Raw genomic sequence first — 22,881 nt, forward strand, 5'->3', positions numbered from 1 at the left:
CTTATTAACTATGCAATCTGGTTTTAAACAAAAACAATGCCATAAAAAAAACCTTCTTCTGTAATATCAGAAGAAGGTTTTTGTTATACATTTAGTTTAATACTCTCTTACGAAGTACCGCAAATGCGATCACACCGCTAAGAAGAGCAAGTGTCATAGCGTAAGGGAGAACAGAATTAGTTTGTTCAGCTGCTCCGCCAAATCCTGCTTCAGGCATTTTACTCGGCATTGCTTCAGAAGCAGGAGCTGTCAGTACCAATGCTTCGATACTGTCAAGTGTGTTAACTGCATAAACGCTGTATGCCATTCCTTCTTCAAGTGCTGTTCCGGAAAGATCAATTACTTGATCTCCTTCTGGTGTACGTACCTCAAGGTCATAAGTATCAGCTGGAAGTTCTGCAAAATCTGTCACTGCAGGGAAAGAGGCTCCACTGAATACCGCATCTCCTCCTACAAGACCAACATCAACTGTTGGGGCGTCTGGAGAAAAATGTCCAGCCCGGACCTTTACCATTCCTTCTTCTATCATAAGATCATCTTGTGTGACATTAAGCTCGATTGAATCTAAAAAGTTGATGGCTGAAGCAGTATAATAGCTTCCTGCTTCCACGGTTAATGTTTCTGAAATGACAGCAGTTTCCTGATCTCCGGCAGGATAAATTTCAACTTCGTGTTCTCCTGCAGGTAAAGCTAAATAATCGGTATAAGCTTTAAAATCTGCTCCTTCAACAACAGCTTCCCCATTGACATAAACATCAACAGCAGGTGCATCAGGTGAAGCGTGTAAAACTCTTACCCAGCCTTCTCCTTTGTGATCATCAGCAAGGGCAGCACCTCCCATAAGCGCAAGCATCATGACAGCCGCTAACAGTGAAGTAAATAACTTTTTCAAATCCATCCACTCTCCTCGTTTAATGTAGTTGTACAAGATGTGTACAATCTATTTATAACCCATGTACACACTTGCATCAACTTATAATATGCTGAAAATTTAGTTTTTTAAATATCCAATAATTTATACCATCTTATAGAAGTCTGCTGAAATTAGTAAGGTATAATAAAGCAGAGGCTGTCTTTGCGGAATATAATTAATTAAAGCGCAGCAGTAATCGCTCCATTCAGCTAAAAAACATGAAAACTTCTTCAGAGAAAAATACACATTTGCATTCCACTGAACGAACAACTATCATTTAAGAGGTATAGTTTAAAGATCGAGAGGACAATAAAATGACTACATTACAAAATGAAGTATTATCAAGGCGAACTTTTGCCATTATATCCCACCCGGATGCCGGGAAAACAACCTTAACTGAGCAGCTGCTGCTATTTGGAGGCGCCATTCGTGCTGCCGGGACTGTAAAAGGGAAAAAAACAGGAAAGTATGCTACATCCGACTGGATGGAAATTGAAAAGCAGCGGGGAATATCCGTCACGTCGTCTGTCATGCAATTTGATTACGATAATAAGCGTGTAAATATACTTGATACACCTGGTCACCAGGACTTCAGTGAAGATACCTACCGTACATTAATGGCAGTAGACAGTGCAGTTATGATCATTGATGCTGCTAAAGGAATTGAAGCTCAAACGTTAAAGCTGTTTAAAGTGTGTAAAATGAGAGGAATTCCAATTTTTACATTTGTAAATAAACTTGACCGTCAGGGAAGAGAGCCCCTTGAGATCATGGAGGAGCTTGAAGAGGTTCTTGGTATCGAATCCTATGCTATGAACTGGCCAATCGGTATGGGGAAGGAATTTCTCGGAATTTATGACAGGCACCACAAAAGAATCGAACAGTTCAGAGTAGAGGATCATGAAAGATTTCTGCCGTTGAATAAAGAAGGAGAGCTCGAGGGTGATCATGCCATTAAGCGATCCGGATTATACGACCAGGCACTTGAAGATGTAATGCTGCTTGAGGAAGCAGGAAATGAATTTACAGAAGAACGTTTGGCAAATGGGGATATTACTCCAGTCTTTTTCGGCAGTGCTCTGACAAATTTTGGTGTGCAGACATTTTTAGAAACGTATCTTGAATTTGCCCCATCACCACAGCCAAGAAAATCTGATATCGGTGCGATTGAACCTGCAGGGGAAGAATTTTCAGGATTTGTCTTTAAAATTCAAGCGAATATGAACCCTGCTCACAGAGACCGAATCGCCTTTTTACGTATTTGTTCTGGTAAATTCGAAAGAGGGATGTCAGTTCAATTATCAAGAACAGGAAAAACAATTAAGCTTTCTTCTTCTACATCCTTTCTAGCAGATGATCGAAATACTGTGGATGTAGCAGTTAGCGGTGACATAATTGGAATTTATGACACAGGGAATTATCAGATCGGAGACACCATTACTGAAAGCAAGAAAAGCTTTCAGTTTGAGAAACTCCCCCAGTTCACGCCTGAATTATTTATGAGAGTGACCGCAAAAAATGTAATGAAGCAAAAACATTTCCATAAAGGGATTAATCAGCTCGTTCAAGAAGGTGCGATTCAGCTTTATAAAACGCTGAGAACAGAAGATATTATTTTAGGAGCAGTTGGTCAGCTTCAATTTGAAGTTTTCGAACACCGAATGAAAAATGAGTATAATGTAGACGTTGTAATGGAAAATATCGGTTCAAAGATTGCCCGATGGATAGAAAATGAAAATGAAGTAAAAGATTCTATGTCATCAAGCAGAAGCATGCTCGTTAAAGACCGGCATGACCGTTTAGTATTTTTATTTGAAAATGACTTTGCTATGCGCTGGTTTTCCGATAAACATCCGGATATAAAGCTTTATAGTCTGCTTTAAGTTCAGTTTGAGCTGTGTATCTGCTGACCGAGCATGGGATTGGGTTAAAACCACAACAACAACGAATAAAAGGCCGATTGTCTATAAAACGACAATCGGCTTCTTTTATCTAAAACTTGGGAGAAAACTCCCACTTCAAGGAGCCTAATCGAGTAAATGTGGGCAGTTCTCGTCCTGAACCTGCCTTCATAGAATCTTCTTGCGCTGAATTTTGTAAAATTTTCAACGAAAAGGTGTTCAAGAAGATTATAAAGGTATAGAATAATAATTAATACTATTTAACTATATATGAAGGTAGGTCGAAAGGATGGATTATCTTTGTACTCAATGTGGGATGTCGGTTGACTTTGAAGAAAAAGGAACCTTTTTTATGAAGAACATTTCACTGAATGAGGTTCAGTCTCTATCAAATTCATTTTATCAATCGGGTTTTTATATTGCGATGGATTACATAAATTTAAAAGATGTGGAAGAGACTGCAGAAAAACTGTTCAAAATGGGTTTTATGGAAGCGCAGTGCGGTGTAGCACAAAAATCTGATTTAACAGCATTTATGGACCTTTCATTATTTTTAAAACGAATTAAAAATCGTGAAACCATTGAATTTATTCAAAACGGCAGCTTAGTCAGTCATCTGCAGCCTATATTAATGGTTAAATCAGGAGAGGTATATGCTTATGAATCTCTGCTGCGGTCTAAAGATCCCTCAGAGAATATTTCTCCCTATGAACTGTTTAAAGTAGCAAATTCCACAGGTTTTCATTCACTATTGGATCAGCGGGCTAGAGAAGAAGCGATTAAAGCGAAGAAGCAATATATTCAAAAGGGCATAAAAAGTTTTATTAATTTTCTACCTTCAACTATTTATAATCCGGAATTTTGTTTAAGACATACGTTTAATATTGTGAAAAAATACGATATAGATCCGCAAGATCTGGTATTTGAAGTGGTGGAAACGGAAAAAATCAATGATGTAGACCATCTTAAATCAGTGTTTAGCACTTATAAAAGAGAAGGAATTAAAGTGGCACTCGATGATGTAGGCGCCGGATTTTCAACAATCGAGATGTTAAAGCTTCTAGAACCTGACTACGTAAAAATTGACCGTTCATTTGTTTCTTTTTGTGATACAAGTGAAGAGAAACAAGCATTCTTAAAAGAGGTTAACGAGACATCTCATAACTTGGGGATAAAGGTGCTCGCAGAAGGAATTGAGCGTCAAGAAGAATTAGCAGTTTGTCAGCAATTAGGACTTGATCTGTGTCAAGGCTACCTTTTCGGTAAACCATCTGAAACGCCTCAGATCCTTATAAATGAGCGTTCATTTGTTTCTTAAATTACATTATGCCATGTAAATGAACAAACAACGGTTGACTGCATTAGTATGTATGCTATTATAAAATGAGTGCTTTAGCACTTAAAAGCGTTTAAGTGAATTAGTGAAAAGCTTTTTTTTCAGAGAGTTTTCGAGTGTAAATAATGCTTATGGTGAAAGCTTAGGTGCTTCATATTTAAGGCCAATTATTGATTTTGGTTTTAAATAAATTGCAGCCGGGGTGATACCACGGAGAACATCTTTCTTCCTTAAACAGGGATAAAGAAGTTCTTCTTTTTATTTTGGTTATATTAAAGATCAGTGCCGGATGCTGAACACTGATTTTTAAAAGGAATGATGCTCTCGCTTTGGGCAGCGTATTTGTTAGTAGATTAAGGAATTAGAACGCTTAATTTAGGGGGTTGGAGTATGAATCAGGAATCAATTATGAAAGCTTCAAAAAGTGAAGCGGCTGCCATTATTCTCACTATTATTACAAGCATAAGTTTAAGTATGATTTACTTTCAAACTGTGCCGCATATTCCAATCGTCATCAGCATTCTTCTCTTGTTTGGATTTGGAATATGGAAGAATATTTCCTTCAAAGAACTGCAGCAAGGAATGACATCCGGTGCTGCATCAGGGTTAAGTGCGGTATTCTTATTCTTCTTTATAGGAATGCTTATCAGTGCATTTATCATCTCGGGAACCATCCCTACATTAATGTACAGCGGGCTGATGATGGCGGACTGGCCTTTTTATTTCTCGATTGTTTTTATTGTGACAGCTCTGATTGGTGTTTCAGTCGGGAGCTCCTTAACAACCACTGCTACATTGGGCGTAGCGTTCATTGGGATGTCTTCTTCATTAGACTATTCTCTGCCTATTACAGCAGGGGCTATCGTTTCAGGCGCATTTTTTGGAGATAAGATGTCTCCTCTGTCTGACACAACCAATTTGGCTTCAACAGTCGTAGGAGTGGATTTATTTGACCATATAAAAAACATGGCCTGGACAACAGTCCCGGCATTTATCCTCTCCCTGATTGCTTTCGGATTTCTTTCTCCGGCAACTGAGGAATTAATATCGGGAGAGAAATTGGCACTGCTTAAAAACGGACTCAGAGATACCGGTCTTATTCACTGGTATTCCCTGCTGCCAATCGCAGGGCTGCTTGTTATGGCGATAAAAAGAGTGCCTGCAATGGTGTCACTGGCTTTGACCATTCTTTTCAGTATATGTTTGTCTTACATTCACACATACACTTCGTATCAAAACTTGGCAGCTATTTTAATGGAAGGATATATTGCCAGCACAGGAATAGACGAAATCGACGCGCTGCTCACAAGGGGAGGGCTGCAATCCATGCTCTTTACCGTCTCACTAGTTTTACTCGCACTGGGACTTGGAGGACTGCTATTTAAACTGGGCATTATAAATACATTACTCTCTTTAATGGAAAATACATTAAAAAAGTCTTCTACTACGCTTCTATCCGCTGCAGGCACAGCATTTGGCATAAATGTAGCCGTGGGAGAACAATATTTATCTATCCTTTTAGCAGGAGAATCATTTAAACGACCCATCGATAACTTAGGTCTTGAAAGAAAGAATTTATCGAGAGTACTGGAAGACGCGGGGACAGTCATTAACCCGCTGGTGCCTTGGGGAGTGTGCGGAGTTTTTATTACAAGCGTTCTTGGTGTTCCAACCCTTGAGTACTTGCCTTTTGCGTTGTTCTGTCTGCTTTGCCCTATACTAACGATTATTTTTTGTCTGACAGGTTGGACCATTACGTACCGGACAAAAGAAAAAAGCTCCCTAACATAAAGTGGAGTCTACTTAACAGTTTAGTGAAATACCCCAAAGGCAAAGAGTCCTTTGGGGATTTTTTTATCTTAAAGTGGTGATTCATCCTCACTTTAAATTTCCCGTTTTTAGGCAGTAAGTGGGGTTCGTTCAATAAGTCCTTAAAGATCGGTTCCATGATCCTGGTTTTGTTATTAAAAACCGGGTTTGTAATTTTGTTTATATTGTGAACGACCGCTTTAAATATTGAATAACGACACAGTAGTCAGTATAGTAAATAGACATAGTATGATAGTTGGACATATCTTATGCAGTCCAGCGGAGGGAGCGTTTCGGTTGAATATCAGTAATTTTTCGGTAAGAAGACCAGTTTTTACTATTGTCACCATGCTGCTAGTAATTTTACTTGGGACTATTTCTTTAACAAGAATCCCAATCAAACTTATTCCGGATATAAACCCTCCGGTTGCAGTTGTCGTTACTTCTTATCCGGGTGCAAGCCCCACAGAAGTTCTTGAAAAAGTAACCAAACCGATTGAATCACAGTTAGCGTTGCTGCCGGGATTAAAAAATGTCCAGTCAACGTCAGAAGAAGGATCAAACCTGGTTTTTCTTGAATTCACATTTGCCACAGATATAGATGAGGTAGAAGGTGATATTCAGCAGGCAGTTCAGCAGGTGGAAGTGCCTGAAGGGGCGAATGAACCACGTGTATTGAAATTTGATCCATCTCAATTCCCTGTTATTCAGCTTAGTCTAAGATCTTCAGATGATTCGGCTGACATAAGAGAACTGGCTGAAGAACTGGAGTTGGAATTAACTCGTACTGACGGTGTCGCGAGCGTGGATGTATCCAACTCATTGTCAGAAGAAGTCCGTATTTTATTGGACCAGGAAAAGCTTGAAGAGTATGGACTTACGCAATCGGACATTTTAAATGCGATTCAGTCCAATAATATTTCGTTTCCTGGTGATACGGTCCAAACAGAAGGGAAAGATCTAACCACCAGAATTTTAAGCACGCTTACTTCAGTAGAAGACATAGAAAATCTTGTAGTTACCGTGAATCCCGCGGACGGAGAAAATATACTAGTCAGTGATCTTGCAGAGGTAAACTTAGGCGAGGAAGATTCTGATGTTATTACGCGGGCAAATGATGAACAAGCGGTCCTGATAAGTGTTTTACAAGAGTCAGACGCAAACACAGCAGATGTATCCACTGCATTCCAGGACGAACTTAACCGCTTACTGGAAGAAGATCGATATGAATCAATTACCGCTGATGTTTTATTTGACCAGGGGGATTATATTCAGCTGGCAATCGGAAACATAGGGAATTCACTGATTATTGGTGGACTATTTGCCATGATTGTCTTATTCCTGTTTTTAAGAAACGTAAAAAGTCCGATCATTATAGGAGTAGCGATTCCTTATTCGGTTATCGTTACATTTGTTTTAATGTTTTTCTCTGATTTCTCATTAAACATTTTTACTCTTGGTGCACTTGCGCTTGGAATTGGTATGCTTGTGGATAATGCCATAGTAGTTCTTGAAAATATTTTCAGGCATTTGTCTATGAAAAAAGATCCTAAGACGGCTGCAAAAGATGGAGCGAAGGAAGTAGCTGGAGCCATCACGGCCTCAACTCTAACCACCGTTGCGGTGTTTATACCCGTAATCTTCATTGAAGGATTAATTGGAGACCTGTTTACTGAATTTGCTTTAACGATTTCGTTCAGTTTATTCGCTTCACTAGTAGTTGCTCTTACGGTCGTTCCAATGCTTGCGAGCAGAATGCTTAAAAAGCCGCCTAAAAACTTTGAAGCGGAACGTAAACAGACTTCATTTATGAGAGGCTTTGAAAAGACAATTAAATGGGCACTTCGTAGACGCTGGGCGCCAATTCTGCTGACTTTGCTTCTCTTAGTTGGAGGCGGAGTGGGTATCACAACCGTTGGAACACAGTTTTTACCCGCTACTGATGAAGGGTTCTTTAGCATCCGTGTGTCACTTGAAAATGGTACAGCACTAGATGAAACAGACCGAGTCGTAGAAGCGATCGAAGATGAACTGAAAAAAGAAGAAGCAGTTGAGGTGTACGTTAGTCAGGTAGGTGCATTGCAGCAAGGATCCTTTGATGGAGGTTCGGATGGCAGTATTGCCGATATATCTGTAAAAATGATTCCACTTGATGATCGCGACGTATCAGTTTTCGAGTTTATCGAGGACATTTCACCAAGAATTGAAGATGCAGCGCTTGAAGTCAATGAAACAGCAGAGGTATCAGCCGATCTGCAAACAGCGACAGGTTCTTCACCGCAGACGCTATCCTTCTCAGTAAGAGATACAAGTGAACCACGTTTGGAAGAGGCAGTTGATGAAATTGAAACGGCACTGCTCCAATCGGAGTCCATCACAGAAGTTGAGACTGATTTGGAAGATACAGTAGAGGAAGTTCAGTTAACGATTGATCGGGAAAGCGCGCAGGAATATGGTTTTGCCCCTGCTCAAATCGCTCAGTCCGTAAACAATGTAACCAGAGGTGCATTAGCAACACAAATTATCTCTGAAAACTCTCAAGTCTATAGTGTTTTCGTGCAGTATGAAGAAGAAGTAGCAAATACACTTGAGGGGTTAAGAACACTCTCTTTACGTGCACCAAGCGGACAGTTTGTTGAATTACAGGAGCTTGCTGACATTGAAATAGCAGAGGGCCCTGTATCTATTCAGCGTATTGATCAGCAGGCTGCTGTAGGATTTACAGTTACTTATTCATCCGGAACGAACCTGGGGGAAATCTCAAGCGAAGTAGATGAAATTATAGCTGATATTGAACTTGCAGATGAAACAGACGTTGTGTTCGGTGGAGACAGAGAACTATTAGATGATTCATTAAATGATATGCTTTTAGCCATAGTGCTTGCGATCATTTTAGTCTATTTTGTAATGGCTGCACAATTTGAGTCCTTTAAATATCCGTTTGTTATCATGTTTACAGTTCCCCTAATGGTTATTGGTGTAGCAATCTCACTTATCGTGACTCAAACACCGGTAAGTGTAACGGCAATCATTGGCTTGTTAGTTCTGTCAGGGATTGTGGTGAACAATGGGATAGTATTAGTGGATTATATTAATCAAAGGAAAGCTGAAGGTATGTCAAGTTACGATTCTATTGTCACGTCTGTTCGGGACCGGGTGCGGCCAATCTTAATGACTGCACTGACAACGATTCTAGGGCTTCTGCCGCTGGCACTTGGAATTGGAGAAGGAACGGAAATTAACCAGCCGATGGCGATTACTGTGATCGGCGGGCTTATAAGCTCTACCTTCCTTACGCTCTACATTGTTCCAATTGTCTACAGCTTCTTAGATCCTGAAACAAGAAAGATGAATCGTAAAAAAAGAAGAAAAAATTCGCCAGTGAAAGAGAATTAAATGAAAGGGGTTCAACCAAAATGGTTGAACCCCTCATTTATTATCTTTACTATTAAAAGAAGGGGGGATTAATGCGATGAAAAATGGATATTTTGTAACTGGATTTCCTGGTTTTATAAGTGAAAAACTATTAAAGTTATGGCTATCAGATAGCGAGGAAAAACGAATCTATGTACTGGTGCTTCCTTCAATGTTAAAGAAAGCAAACGAAAAAATTGAAAAATTACTTCGGGAAGCAAGTAACAAATCGACTATTCATGTTGTTGAAGGAGACATAACAAAAACCGATTTGGGATTGCCATTGCCAATGAAATTGCATCTTCAGGATCAGATACAATACGTCTGGCATTTAGCAGCGGTCTATGATCTGGCTGTTGACAAGGCACTGGCTTATAAAGTAAATGTAACGGGTACATATCATGTGACCGAATGGGTTAGAAATATCACTGGCTTGAAGCGCTATGTCTATTTCAGCACAGCTTATATTGCAGGGAAAAGAGAAGGAGCAATCAGGTCTGATGAGTTACTGCGTCCTTATCAATTCAGGAACTACTATGAAGAAACAAAGTACGAAGCGGAAGTATTAGTTCAAAACTACAAAAAGGAGATCCCTATCACAACTTTACGGCCTTCTATTGTAAGAGGAGACAGCGAGGGAGCAACGACTAAATTTGATGGTCCTTATTATTTAATGAATATGATTGACCGATTGAAGAAATTTGGACCTATTCCCTATATTGGAAAAAGCAGTGCAGAACTGAATGTTGTGCCGGTAGATTATGTAGCAAAGGCTGCGGACTGGCTTGGTCGTTCAACTGCAGGTGCAGGAAAGACCTACCATCTTACGGACCCTCACGCTTATCCGGCAAGAGAAATCTTCAGGTTTATGATGCTCGCTCAAACAGCTCAAAAACCTTCGTATACGATCCCATTTTCGTTGACAGATAAACTTTTGAGCCTTTCTATCGTAAGAAAATACTTAGGGGTAGAAAGACAGGCGCTGGACTATTTTCAATATATGGGAAGATTTGTTCAGGATGAAACGGAACAGGATCTGGCCGGCTCTTTGATTGAATGCCCGGATTTCATTGAAACACTGGATGCGATGGTAAAGTATTATGAACAACATAAGCAGGATAAGGAATTGCATCCTCCTATAAAATAAAGAATGTTTCAAACAGATGTATACAATTTTCCATATGATGATATAATGAATTAAATCAAATATTTCTTTGACATTCAGTCAAGGGGGAGTAGCTATGGTCATTGTTTACAATGACTAATTACAGGCCGTCATTACATGGCGTTAGAAACCATCGGCCCTAATGGCATATTTATGCTTAGCGAGACCTTTGCCTTTTATTAGGCAAAGGTCTTTTTTGTATGTTTCTGCATATCCCCCCCATGTAATTGGTGACAATGAAATAAAGGAGGAAAAACAATGGATGCAGCTTTATTATTAGAGTATGGATGGGTTTTACTGATTTTAGTTGGTTTAGAGGGAATACTTGCTGCAGATAATGCAGTTGTTATGGCAGTGATGGTTAAGCACTTACCTCCTGAACAAAGAAAGAAAGCATTGTTTTATGGGTTATTTGGGGCATTTATTTTTAGATTTGCGTCTCTGTTCTTAATTGCCATTTTAATTGATGTTTGGCAGGTTCAAGCACTAGGTGCGATTTATCTGTTATATATTTCAATAAGCCATATTGTGAAACAGGTGCGTTCTTCTAAAGTGGAACTTACGGATGTTGAGAAAGCAAAAAAAGAAACAAAAGGCTCAGGCTTCTGGATGACTGTTTTGAAGGTTGAAATTGCAGACATTGCCTTCGCCATCGATTCAATGCTTGCTGCAGTTGCACTGGCATTGACCCTGCCTGCAGTAGGAGCATTTGAAATAGGCGGAATAGATGGAGCACAATTTATTGTAATTTTTCTAGGCGGATTGATCGGTTTAATTATTATGCGGTTTGCTGCGCATTGGTTTGTTCGTCTGCTTGGCAAGTATCCTTTACTTGAAACAACCGCATTTTTAATCGTCGGATGGGTTGGAGTTAAGCTTGCCGTTCTAACGCTGGGGCATCCAGAACTTGCCATTATCGATACGCATTTCCCACATTCGACTCCGTGGAAAATCATTTTCTGGAGCGTATTAGTAGTCATTGCAGTTGGCGGATATATTCTTGCAAAGAAAAAAGGCAGTCAGGAGAATGTAGAAGACCTTTCTGTCTGAATAAAATGATGTATGGACATTGAGGGTGGGACATAACTGAACACAAGGATAATAAAGAGGAAGTATAGATCATACGTATGAGGTGATCAGAGCGGAAGGTGGCGGCCCAGCAGGATTTGACGCTTGCTTGAGACCCCTAAGGTGTAGCCTGAGGAGGGACAAAGCAGCCGTCCTTTGGGGAAAGCGTCCACCTGAAGCGAAGTGAACCGGTCAAAGAGCTTGAGAGACATTTTGTCCCGAGCTCTTTTTCATTTTGACTTTTATTATCGATTTGATATCTGGAAAGATTATTTTAAAATTGAACAAGTGGTGAAGCAGTATGGAATAGAAGGGAAGTCACACAAGCCGAAGTCCCCGCTAGGTTTTAAACAGACATGACTGGGGATTTGGCTGAAAAAGGGGCATAATAATAAAAAGATGTTGTTTTCTTAAGCTTTTTCATTTATTCATTCCTTTTATGTCAAAAATCAGCTAAGCTATCAATAGACTATTGTATGTGAAAGGATTTAATCTATGTGGTCAAAAATAAAAATCAAAATTAGAAAATTAAAGCCGTTTCAATTAATTGTTTTGTATTATTTTATTGCCATTAGTCTTTCTTTTGTTTTGCTGCGGCTTCCGGGCGTCCATCAAAATGGCGAATATATTTCTTTAATTGATTCACTTTTTACAGCAGTCAGTGCAGTAAGTGTAACCGGCTTAACGGTAGTTAACATATCCGAAACATACACGACGTTCGGTTTTTTAATGATGATCTTAATTCTACAGTTGGGCGGAATTGGGATTATGTCATTAGGAACGTTTGTCTGGCTGTTAGTAGGTAAGCGTATTGGTTTAAGAGAAAGACAATTAATTATGATTGACCATAATCAATACAACTTATCAGGTGTAGTTAAACTGATTATTGAAATCATAAAAATTCTTCTTCTGATCGAAGCTGCGGGTGCACTGCTGCTTGCTGTCTACTTCACGCAATTTTACGATTCCATCCAGGAAGCTTTGCTCCAGGGGGTATTTGCATCAGTTTCAGCTACAACTAATGGAGGCTTCGACATTACGGGACAATCCCTGCTGCCTTATGCCGATGATTATTTTGTTCAAACGGTAACGATTTTATTAATTATACTCGGCGCGATCGGGTTCCCTGTATTAATCGAGTTGAAGCAATTTCTATCAAATAAAACAGGCAATTTTCGTTTTTCTCTGTTTACTAAATTAACCACGATTACATACGGTATTTTATTGGTGCTGGGTACATTATTTATTTTTTTAATAGAATTTAATCAGCGTTTTGAAGGCATTAGCTGGCATAAAGCCTTTTTCTATTCTTTCTTTCAATCTGCATCCACAAGGTCAGGAGGGCTTGTAACAATTGATGTCAGCACCTTTACAGAGCCTACACAAATTCTTTTAAGCTTATTAATGTTTATTGGTGCTTCTCCAAGTTCCGTAGGAGGAGGAATCAGAACGACGACGCTTGCTATTGCGATTTTATTTTTGATTCATTTTTCAAGAGGAAATAATCAAATACAAGTATTTGGACGCGAGGTCCATTTAATTGATGTATACCGCTCTTATGCCGTCATCATACTTGCTTCTTTCATGGCGATCGTTTCAGTTCTTTTGATCATGGTATTTGATGCTCATGACTTTATTTCAGTTGTGTTTGAAGTAACGTCTGCATTCGGAACATCAGGTATGTCTATGGGTATTACACCTGACTTATCCACACCAAGTAAATTTATAATTATGGTTCTAATGTTTATTGGTAGAGTAGGACTCATATCATTTTTGTTTATGATCGGCGGGAACAACAAAAAAGCAAAATACCACTATCCAAAAGAAAGAGTAATTATTGGCTAATTATTAGGAGTGGGGAATAAGCGCACCGGGTCCCTGTGTTTTAAAACAGAGTGTTCATCAAAGTGGATGAAGTTCTCAACACTTGGAAAAGAGAACACATCGCTGCAGCACAACGAAGCACTAAATTTCATATTGGATAGTTAATAAATTTCTAAATAAAAAAGATTGCTTCACGATATTAGCTTAGTCGTGAGGCAATCTTTTTAGCTTTTTCTTAGTAGTACTGTAAACAACTCTGCATATTATGCGGTAAATTCAAAAAGGGATGACTTTCCGTCTTTAGGATCGTAATACGCCATAATAAACGTCTCAGTGTAGGTGCCATCTTTATTTTTCATTACACCTTGTTCTATGAAAGTGTGTTTATAAAGATCTTTTTGTTTTAAGTTTAGTGCTGCGAATTCTTCACCTGCAAGGGCAGGGTCGTGCAGTAGTTTTTGGAGAATTTCTTTTTTCTTTTCTGAATTATCTTCATGTTCCCACCAGGGCTTGCGCGGTTTGAATTTCTGGTTAAGCAAATAATCTTTTTTCATAAGCGATTCTACTACATTCAGCTCTGAGATATTCTGTACTTGTAAAAATTGATAAAGCCGTTTAAAAAGATCTTCCAGTTGATGGCCAATCCTTGACCAGCCCTGATCATCCCAATAGGTACCAAATGCTTGGAAAAATTCATAGGGTGATTCAAAGCAATTCTCGGTTGTATAGTTGACTGTTAAATCCATTCGATGATCATTCCAGTATTTTTCAAGTACATCCTCAACCTGCTTAATGCGGATAATTTCATCAAATGTAAGAACATTGTTGCTTAAAATTTCATATGGAGCATGGTCCATATAAATATATTGATGACGGTCAGCATTTATTCTGAGCCCTGTACCGCGCAGCATTTTTAAAAAGCCAAGCTGAAGCTCTTCTGGCCGCATCTCAAATACATCATTAAAGGTATTCCGAAAAGAGTCATAATCTTCTTCCGGCAAGCCGGCAATTAAATCAAGATGCTGATCTATTTTATTTCCGTCTTTAACCATCGTTACGGTTCTTTTTAATTTTTCCCAATTCTGCTTTCTCATAACTAACTCGTTCGTTTCATCGTTAGTAGACTGCACGCCTATCTCAAAGCGGAATAAGCCTGCAGGGGCATGGTCGTTTAGATATTGAATCACTTCAGGGCGCATAATATCTCCCGTAATCTCAAACTGAAACACAGATCCTGGCACGTGTTCTTGAATAAGAAATTCAAACATGTCCATCGCATAGCTTCTGCTGATATTAAAAGTGCGGTCAACAAATTTTATAATTCTTGCCCCGTTCGCCATTAGATAACGGATTTCATCTTTTATTGACTCGCGATCAAAGTAGCGCACGCCCACTTCGATTGATGATAAACAAAATTGGCAGCGGAATGGACAGCCTCTGCTTGTCTCAATATACACAATCCGCTTTGAAAGATCTTCTCTGTCCTCCTCGAATCGAAAAGGGGAGGGAAGCGTCTTTAAATCCAACTTATTCGTCTGCGGATGAATGACAGCTTTTGAATTCTTCTGGTAAGCAATTCCGTTTACCTCTTCCACCCGGATTTCTCCGTTTAACGCTCGAAGAAGCTGTTTAAACGTCTGTTCACCTTCTCCAACCACAATATAGTCAATGTTCTCAAGACGATCAAGCCAATAAGGCACATCGTAAGAAACTTCAGGTCCGCCAAGAATAATCTTGGTTTGTGGTGAAATCTTTTTAAATAAATTAATCACATTTATTGTTTCTTCGATATTCCATATATAGCAGCTGAAACCAAGTACATCGGGCTTTTGTGAATAAAGCTCAGCCACTATATTCATTTCAGGGTCTTTAATTGTAAATTCTTTCAGTTGAATTGAAAAATCAGGTTCTGCATATGCCTTTAAGCATCGCAAAGCTAAATTTGTATGGATAAACTTTGCATTCAGTGTTGATAAAACGATATTCATTTTTAAAACTCCTTCTTCATATCTTACCTTCACTTATTTTACATGAGGTGGTGAGCAGACACAATAACAGCTCATGGATTGAGTTGCTTTAGTGTCTGCTTTTAGTTATCTCTAACTCGTTATTAGGATAAATGACCCCGCTATACTTCGAAGTTGTTGTTCTCAATAAAAGCACAAAAACAGTTTCTTTATTATTTATTAAATGCTAAAATTGGGAAAAGAAAAACAGCCCGTTTAGGACTGTTTGCTAGATAATTCTGTATGAAACCAGTTCGCTGGTGTAATGTCATTCTGCTCAATCCTTTTCCGAACGTTTAGTAGGAAGTGCCTAAGGTCAGCAGTCTTAGACGATTAAGAACACATTCCTCGATTCCCGCCTGTAATAACTAATGATTGAGACCAGCATACTTTACTAATAAAATCAGCGTTTTTTTAAGCGGCTGGCTTTCAATTCGATTAAAGGCTGCGTAAATGCTGTCACCCAGTTTGTGGATAACATAATAGTCAGCAGCCATGAACTAATCATAATTAAAAGCAATGATACATACGGATTAATAATCAGTCCAAAATCAGCTTCTCTGTAGAATTGAATAATAAAGCCATGCAATAAATAGACATATAGAGTATTTTTTCCCCATTTCGTATAAAAATAGTTATCTTCAGGAGTTAAAGAAAAGAATGAAGCAACAAGCCATATGTTTATAGTATAAACAAGCAGTCTGATAAGCGGACTGATTTCAGTTTGCACACCTGAATTTTCGTAGGAATGAGATCCCAGCAGCCAACTGTTGCTCCATTCGGGAACAAGAATCATAAAAAGAAATGCACTTGTTAATGAGAATATGGACGCAAGGCGCAATGGCTTTTTCTTTAATGCATAAAACCAGCTTCGATCTGCATAGTAACCTAAAAGAAAAAATGGAAAAAATACAAAAGTCCTGGAAATGCTCAGAATAGTAGAATAGTCTCCTGCAAATCCCACAAGCAATCCTAATAATACACTTATTGGGAGCGCCGTTTTTATTGTCAGTTTAAATACTTGAACAAACAGTATTAACAGCAGACTCCAAAAAAACATGCTCACTAAAAACCATAATGACCATTGTGGATAAAACGGATCTATCGATAATGATTGCTCATTTCTGAGAAAATAATAATACAAAGTATAAATCAACTGAAATATTAAATACGGTACGAGCAGCTTTATCATAAGTTTTCTAATATGTCCTTTTTTATAAAACCCTTTAGCAAAATAGCCCGCTGCAAGAATAAAGGCTGGCATGTGAAAAAAATAGATAGTTTTATATAGCGATAGCAGCAAAGGGTCTGACTCAATTAATGGCTGAATTGCATGGCCAAAAACAACAAGAAATATAAGAAGGAACTTAGCATTATCAAAATAATAATCTCGTTTTGTCATAAAGGCACCAACTTTTCTAAAAGGTCTTTTAACAGTTTACCCGGTTAGTCATATGTGGAACCTAGTGAAATGGTTGCGTTTACGGGTAGTTTTTACAAGATGTATACACATGGGAGTTGAGGTGATGACTTTGCAAAAATTTGGAAAGTTACAAGAAAACTGGTCCATTAAAGATACTCTTCAACCTGTGGTAATGGAAGAAGTTGCTTTGCAAGTTTTAATGAACATGAGCGAAGGTGTTCTGTTATTTAATGATAAAGGAAAAATCCTGCTTTACAATTCTACAGCAAGTCAATTTCTGAAGCTTGAATCATCTTCCCGTCTTATTGAAAGCATAACCGACTTAATGCCTCAAGAAGACCATGCCGGCTTTTACCGGCTTCTGCTATCACTAATCAAAGAAAAAAGAATGACGGATTATTTTGTGTTCAGGACTGACCGTACAGATCTCAAGTGCAAATGTGATCTGATTTTAATTGAGCGGGATTCAGTTGTTTTGCTAATTATCCGGGATTTTAAAGAAATTGAAGCAGCTCCGGTAAGTGAAAAAGTTTATCAGCAAGTCTTTTTAAAAGCATTGCATGGCCTTCTTCTTTCAGATGAGAATGGCAAAATTATAACACTTAATAAGCAGGCCGCTGCTCTACTATCTCTGGACCCCGACTCATGCGCAGACTTGACAATTGATCTGTTTAAAGAAAGCGAGATTACTTTGTCTTTAAACAATGAATTTCAGAAAAAGTTATCGCCTTATCTTTATTCCGACAATGTTCAAACATCAATTAATCAATTTGATGATCGTTTTTTGGAGGTAATTATAGAACCCGGCATCACTGAAGACTATACGCTGACCGTCTTGAGAGATGTGACGCAAATGGTGCAGATGATGGAACAGATGAATAAACACGACACATTAAAGATTGTCGGCCAGCTTGCTGCTGGAATTGCTCATGAAATCAGGAATCCAATGACTGCTTTAAAAGGGTTTATCCAGTTGCTTGAGTCAAGCGTGAAAGAAGATCACAGCATGTATTTTGGTGTGATCATGTCAGAATTGCAAAGAATCGAGACCATTATGACTGAGTTTTTAATGCTGGCAAAGCCTAAAGTCAGTTCTTTGCAAAATGTAAATCTGGCGAATATTATAAGAGAAACCGCAGACTTAATGCAAGCGCAAGCCACTCTATATGATATCGAGCTCTCTGTTCTGTCATCTGGAAAAGAGCTGGAGCTATTTGGTGACCGAAATCGGTTAAAGCAAGTGTTTATCAATCTAGTGAAAAATAGCATTGAAGCCATCTCAGACGGCGGACATATATCTTTATATTATCATAGTGACGAGCGTGCACAGTATGTGACCGTTAAGGATTCGGGGTGTGGAATACCGGCAGACCACTTGAAAAAGTTAAATCAGCCCTTTTATACGACGAAAGAAAATGGGACAGGGCTGGGCTTAGTCGTGAGTTTTAAGATTGTAGAAGAGCATGGAGGCAAAATTGAAGTGAGCAGCTGCAAAGGGGAAGGATCCACCTTTACAGTCATATTCCCGTTTAAAAAGGATGAGTGAAATGAATCAGCGCGTCATTAAAAGTCCAATCCATTATTTAAAATTAACTGCGACTGAAGAAGCGTTAACTAAGATCGAGTTTTTGACATTTGATGATTCAAATGACGAACAAGCTTCTCACATTATTTTGGATGAAGCAGAAAAGCAGCTCTCTGAATACTTTAACGGACAGCGGAAAACGTTCGATCTGCCGCTTCAATTTGAAGGAACTTCATTTCAAAAGGATGTCTGGTCGGGTTTGAAAAATATCACATATGGCACCACTTGTTCATATCAGGATCTCGCCAGACAAATCGGCAGAGTAAAAGCCGTTAGAGCTGTGGGTCAGGCAAATCGAAGAAATCCACTGCCAATTGTCATTCCCTGCCATCGTGTTGTAGGAAAGAATGGTTCTTTGACTGGTTATGCAGGAAGTGAAATAGATAAAAAAGAAATACTGCTTCAATTGGAAAAGGGAGTTCCATTGCTTAGTGAGGATCATTTGGAACGCTGAACCATAGGCAGATGATTTCAAGAATACCGTCCCGAAAATCACTTAATTTCGGGACGGTATTCTTTTTTTTAGGTTGTAGGATTTCTTTAAATGTTTCTAGTAAATATCTTCAAACCGTTGCTCTCCACTATGGGGAAAATGAAACAATCATTTGGGGACTTGTCATGTAATCGCTTCGTTCTAACTATGTAAAAATTGACAAAATTAAAGTAGTTTGATATAAATCTAATTAGATAAGCATGAAAGGAGATTGTTATGCAGCTTGAAAAGCAAGTGCTCTTTTTAAAATCAATTGGTGATCCAACACGAATAAAGATTCTCCATCTGCTAGCTGTCAGGCCTCTTCACGGACAGGCTATTGCAGGGAAGCTTGGCCTTACACCACCTACTATCACGCATCACTTAAATAAATTAAAAGAAAGCGGAGTGGTTATTTCAAGAAGAGACAAAAACACTATTTATTTTGAGTTGAATAAAAAAATGATGACCCAGCATTTAAATAGCATATTAACGATTATGGACCAAAAAGGAGATGTGCCGGAAGTGGAAGAAAAAGAAAAAATTCTTATAAACTTTTTAGACAACGAAGGCAGATTAAAAACAATACCTGCTCAAAGGAAGAAAAAACTGATTATATTAGAATATCTTGTAGAAAAATTAGAATTAGGAAGAAAATATCCTGAAAAAGAAATTAATACATTTATCAGGCAATATCATGAAGACTATGCAACTTTGAGAAGGGAATTTATTAACCATCAGTTTATGTTCCGTGATAACGGGGTTTATGAAGTGAATCCCAGAGAGATGTGGCTAAATTAAGCTCGTACTCTCCAGTGTTTAAAATTCATTAATAAAATTTTAGGGATTGAGGGAAGTAAACCACATGTATTTTTACTTCATGTTGTTCACTTCCCGTTCAGAAAATATCACGATATATCCTGTTTTAATAAAATTGTTCCCTGCGATCATCAAATACCGGTATTTTTGATCTTGTTTTTTTAACCAGTGACATGTCGATATGAGCGGTTAACAGCTTTTCATCAGTTGATCCTTGGACAATAATTTCTCCCCAGGGATCAATTATTAATGAGTTCCCTCCAAACACGTTTTTGGGGTCCTCTCCCACACGATTGCAGGCGAAAACATAACTCTGGTTTTCAATTGCCCGTGCTCGAAGCAGAGTAATCCAATGAACTGTTCTTGGTTGCGGCCACTGTGCAACTACTACGATGACCTCGGCACCTTCTAAGACGGGTTTTCGAATCCATTCAGGAAAACGTATATCGTAACAGATAAATCCTGCAAACTGAATACTGGCCAAGTCAAAAGAGGGGCTGTCTTCACCAGCTGATAGAAATTTATGTTCATCCATTAATTTAAATAAATGCAGCTTATCGTAAAGATGTATGAGTTCCCCCTGGTCATTGACAACGATCATTGTGTTGAATACGGAATCTTTCTTTTTGTTGGCAACTGACCCCCCTATAATATGAACACGGTAAAGTACTGCAAGACGCTTGAGGAATTCAATAGATTCCTCTGCTTCTATCTCTCCTATTTCATCTAGGCGTGTTAAATCATATCCGGTTGTCCAAAGTTCGGGAAGAATAATCAAATCATATTGTTGATCTTTCAACTGTTTAAACTGTTTTTCCACGTGCTGTCTGTTTTTTTCGGGCTGCCCAAAAGCAACATCCATTTGCAATAATCCAATTTTCATAGAATAACCTCCATCGATTAGAAAGATTCTTTACATACAGTTTTATTCGTTATACCATTTGTTACAATGATTTAAAAGGAAAGTGATGGTGATTGCATGAAAAAGTTTGAAAAATCAGTTCGTTTAAATCAATTGCCCGATCAATTTTTTGCCTCGCTTGCAGAAAAAGTAACGAAAAGAGTTTCAGAAGGGTATGATGTCATTAATCTTGGTCAGGGCAACCCCGATCTTCCAACACCTGTACATATTGTCGAGCGACTTCAAAAGGCAGCCGAAAATCCAATTAATCATAAGTATTCACCATTTAGAGGGATGGACTATTTAAAAGAGGCTGTTGCCGATTTTTATAAAAGGGAATATGGTGTGGAGATTGATCCACATTCAGAAGTAACGATTTTGCTTGGCGGCAAAGCTGGTCTTGTGGAACTTCCTCAGTGCTTAACAAATCCCGGAGATACTGTTTTAGTTCCAGACCCCGGTTATCCGGATTATTGGTCGGGAGTTTCTCTTGCAGAAGCCGTCATGTACAAGATGCCGCTTCTTGAAGAGAATGGCTTTAAACCAGATTTTACGGATATTCCTGCAAACGCAGCTCAAAATGCAAAGCTGATGTTTTTAAACTATCCCAATAATCCGACTGGCGGCGTAGCTGATGAAGCGTTTTTTGAAGAAGCTATACAATTTGCAGAAGCCAACAACATTTGCATTGTACATGATTTTGCATATGGTTCAATCGGTTTTGATGGGGTAAGACCTCCCAGTTTCTTACAGACCAAAGGAGCAATTGAAAATGGATTGGAGATTTACACACTTTCCAAAACATTTAATATGGCAGGCTGGCGGATTGGATTCGCTGTCGGCAATGCTTCTGTGATTGAAAGCTTAGATCTCCTTCAGGATCACTTGCATGTCAGCGTTTTTGGCGCAGTTCAGGAAGCTGCTGAAGAAGCACTGACTGCTTCTTATGACGCTGCCCTTGAATTAAGCCTTACATATGAAAGAAGAAGGAATGTCCTCGTACAGGAGCTGCGAGCAATCGGCTGGGATGTACAGGCGCCAAAAGGTTCTTTTTTTGCCTGGTTCAAAGTGCCGAAAGGATTTACGTCTTCCTCATTTTCAGATTATCTTTTAAAAGAGGCAGATGTTGTCATGGCACCAGGAATTGGCTTTGGCGAGTATGGTGAAGGGTATGTGCGAGTTGGTATGCTTGCGACAGAAGACCGGATCAGGGAAGCTGCAAAAAGAATAGATAAACTTAAATTATTCAATCAATAGCAAAAGGCTGGCCAGCAGGAACGTAATGTTACCTGTTGGTCAGCCTTTTTTTAAACTAATTCGATTAAAGCAACCATAAATAGTATTCCTATAATAAATGAGTAGGTAGACGGCCTTTCATATCCATCACCATGGCTTTCCGGAATTAACTCTTTATAAATGATAAATAACATGGCTCCTGCAGCAAATGCCAATCCATAAGGAACTAAAAACTCTACATAAGAGGTCAGATAATAGCCAAGAAGACCGGATACGATTTCAATCGCACCTGTCAGCGTAGCGATAATAAAGGCCTTCCATTTATTTATATTCTGATTCATTAAAAATAAAGCAACTAAGAATCCTTCAGGTGCATTTTGCAAACCAATGGCAAAAGCAATTAAGTTGCCGGTGTCACCAGTTTCACCTAAAGCATAGCTCACTCCGACTGATAAACCTTCAGGAATATTGTGAAGAGTGATGGCGGCAACCACCAGCATTGCTTTTGGATCTATTTCTATATTCCTTTGATTATGATCCAAGTCCATATGAGGGATGGCTTTTTCCATTGAAGTCAGTGTAACGACACCAATAAAAAGTCCGGCAGCAACCGGAAAAAGACCTCCGCTGTTAAGGGCTTCCGGTATCAAACTGAGCATTGCAGCTGCCATCATGATTCCAGCTGTGAAAGCAAGCAGCATATCTCTCCATTTGTGGGTGAGGCTGCCCTGTAAAAATAATACAAGCAATGCGCCTAAGCCAGTTGACATCGCCGAAAGAGTACTGCCTACAAATACATTATCCATAACTGACCAACTTTCTTAATATAATAACGAAGGATAAATAACTATCCACTACTTTATCATATATAAGCTAAATCTAGGGGAATATATGCCTATAAAATGATAATGCTTTAGAAAAGTATGTAAATTGTTGTAAAGAGTATGTAAACTCTTAAATAGTGATATCGCTTACAAAAGGGATGCATTAAGAGTTGATTGTAAATTAT

The 22,881-nt window shown here is 38.8% G+C and carries 16 protein-coding genes; 11 read left to right on the plus strand and 5 right to left on the minus strand.

Annotated features, from left to right (window positions below):
• Positions 1-91 precede the first annotated feature (91 nt).
• Positions 92-898: a DUF4397 domain-containing protein gene (locus tag KR50_RS07880; RefSeq protein WP_041057088.1), complete on the minus strand. Its 807-nt coding sequence runs from the start codon at positions 896-898 to the stop codon at positions 92-94.
• A 329-nt stretch (positions 899-1,227) separates the two neighbouring features.
• On the opposite strand from KR50_RS07880, the gene KR50_RS07885 reads away from it, so the two are divergent.
• The 7 genes from KR50_RS07885 (at position 1,228) to KR50_RS07915 (ending at position 13,451) form a co-directional block, all read left to right on the plus strand.
• Positions 1,228-2,796 (plus strand): peptide chain release factor 3, encoded by a 1,569-nt coding sequence (locus KR50_RS07885; protein ID WP_041057089.1) that lies wholly within the window; start codon positions 1,228-1,230, stop codon positions 2,794-2,796.
• A 370-nt stretch (positions 2,797-3,166) separates the two neighbouring features.
• Entirely contained in the window at positions 3,167-4,132 is a 966-nt protein-coding gene (locus tag KR50_RS07890) for an EAL domain-containing protein (protein WP_156969489.1), read from the plus strand.
• 408 nt (positions 4,133-4,540) lie between these two features.
• A complete protein-coding gene (gene nhaC, locus KR50_RS07895) occupies positions 4,541-5,941 on the plus strand; it encodes a Na+/H+ antiporter NhaC (RefSeq protein ID WP_052476890.1) in 1,401 nt (466 codons plus the stop codon).
• Between the two features lie 315 nt (positions 5,942-6,256).
• Complete coding sequence (locus tag KR50_RS07900; protein ID WP_041057092.1) at positions 6,257-9,355, plus strand: efflux RND transporter permease subunit; 3,099 nt, start codon at positions 6,257-6,259, stop codon at positions 9,353-9,355.
• Between the two features lie 76 nt (positions 9,356-9,431).
• Entirely contained in the window at positions 9,432-10,520 is a 1,089-nt protein-coding gene (locus tag KR50_RS07905; RefSeq protein ID WP_041057093.1) for an SDR family oxidoreductase, read from the plus strand.
• 276 nt (positions 10,521-10,796) lie between these two features.
• Positions 10,797-11,588 (plus strand): TerC family protein, encoded by a 792-nt coding sequence (locus tag KR50_RS07910; RefSeq protein WP_041057094.1) that lies wholly within the window; start codon positions 10,797-10,799, stop codon positions 11,586-11,588.
• Positions 11,589-12,101: 513 nt separating this feature from the next.
• Positions 12,102-13,451: a TrkH family potassium uptake protein gene (locus KR50_RS07915; protein ID WP_041057095.1), complete on the plus strand. Its 1,350-nt coding sequence runs from the start codon at positions 12,102-12,104 to the stop codon at positions 13,449-13,451.
• A 242-nt stretch (positions 13,452-13,693) separates the two neighbouring features.
• Here KR50_RS07915 and KR50_RS07920 read toward each other — a convergent pair whose 3' ends face one another.
• Entirely contained in the window at positions 13,694-15,418 is a 1,725-nt protein-coding gene (locus KR50_RS07920) for a B12-binding domain-containing radical SAM protein (protein ID WP_041057096.1), read from the minus strand.
• Positions 15,419-15,839: 421 nt separating this feature from the next.
• Complete coding sequence (locus KR50_RS07925; RefSeq protein WP_041057098.1) at positions 15,840-16,838, minus strand: acyltransferase family protein; 999 nt, start codon at positions 16,836-16,838, stop codon at positions 15,840-15,842.
• Positions 16,839-16,962: 124 nt separating this feature from the next.
• Between KR50_RS07925 and KR50_RS07930 the strand changes: the two genes are divergently transcribed.
• The 3 genes from KR50_RS07930 (at position 16,963) to KR50_RS07940 (ending at position 19,717) form a co-directional block, all read left to right on the plus strand.
• Positions 16,963-18,405, plus strand: coding sequence for an ATP-binding protein (locus tag KR50_RS07930; RefSeq protein ID WP_198134239.1), 1,443 nt, complete (start codon positions 16,963-16,965; stop codon positions 18,403-18,405).
• A 1-nt stretch (position 18,406) separates the two neighbouring features.
• Entirely contained in the window at positions 18,407-18,898 is a 492-nt protein-coding gene (locus tag KR50_RS07935; RefSeq protein WP_084215529.1) for a methylated-DNA--[protein]-cysteine S-methyltransferase, read from the plus strand.
• Positions 18,899-19,153: 255 nt separating this feature from the next.
• On the plus strand, positions 19,154-19,717 hold the full coding sequence (locus tag KR50_RS07940) for a DUF2087 domain-containing protein (protein WP_041057099.1): 564 nt from the start codon (positions 19,154-19,156) through the stop codon (positions 19,715-19,717).
• A gap of 124 nt (positions 19,718-19,841) precedes the next feature.
• Here the strand turns inward: KR50_RS07940 and KR50_RS07945 are convergent, their stop codons facing one another.
• Positions 19,842-20,618, minus strand: a complete 777-nt coding sequence (locus KR50_RS07945) for a carbon-nitrogen family hydrolase (RefSeq protein WP_041057100.1) — start codon at positions 20,616-20,618, stop codon at positions 19,842-19,844.
• Between the two features lie 96 nt (positions 20,619-20,714).
• Here KR50_RS07945 and KR50_RS07950 point away from each other — a divergent pair, with 96 nt between their 5' ends.
• On the plus strand, positions 20,715-21,893 hold the full coding sequence (locus KR50_RS07950; RefSeq protein WP_041057101.1) for a pyridoxal phosphate-dependent aminotransferase: 1,179 nt from the start codon (positions 20,715-20,717) through the stop codon (positions 21,891-21,893).
• 50 nt (positions 21,894-21,943) lie between these two features.
• Here KR50_RS07950 and KR50_RS07955 read toward each other — a convergent pair whose 3' ends face one another.
• Positions 21,944-22,678 carry a ZIP family metal transporter gene (locus tag KR50_RS07955; RefSeq protein WP_041057102.1) on the minus strand — a complete coding sequence of 245 codons (735 nt, stop codon included), beginning with the start codon at positions 22,676-22,678 and terminating at the stop codon, positions 21,944-21,946.
• Positions 22,679-22,881 lie beyond the last annotated feature (203 nt).

The sequence above is a fragment of the Jeotgalibacillus campisalis genome (assembly GCF_000829515.1).
GTDB lineage: Bacteria > Bacillota > Bacilli > Bacillales > Jeotgalibacillaceae > Jeotgalibacillus > Jeotgalibacillus campisalis.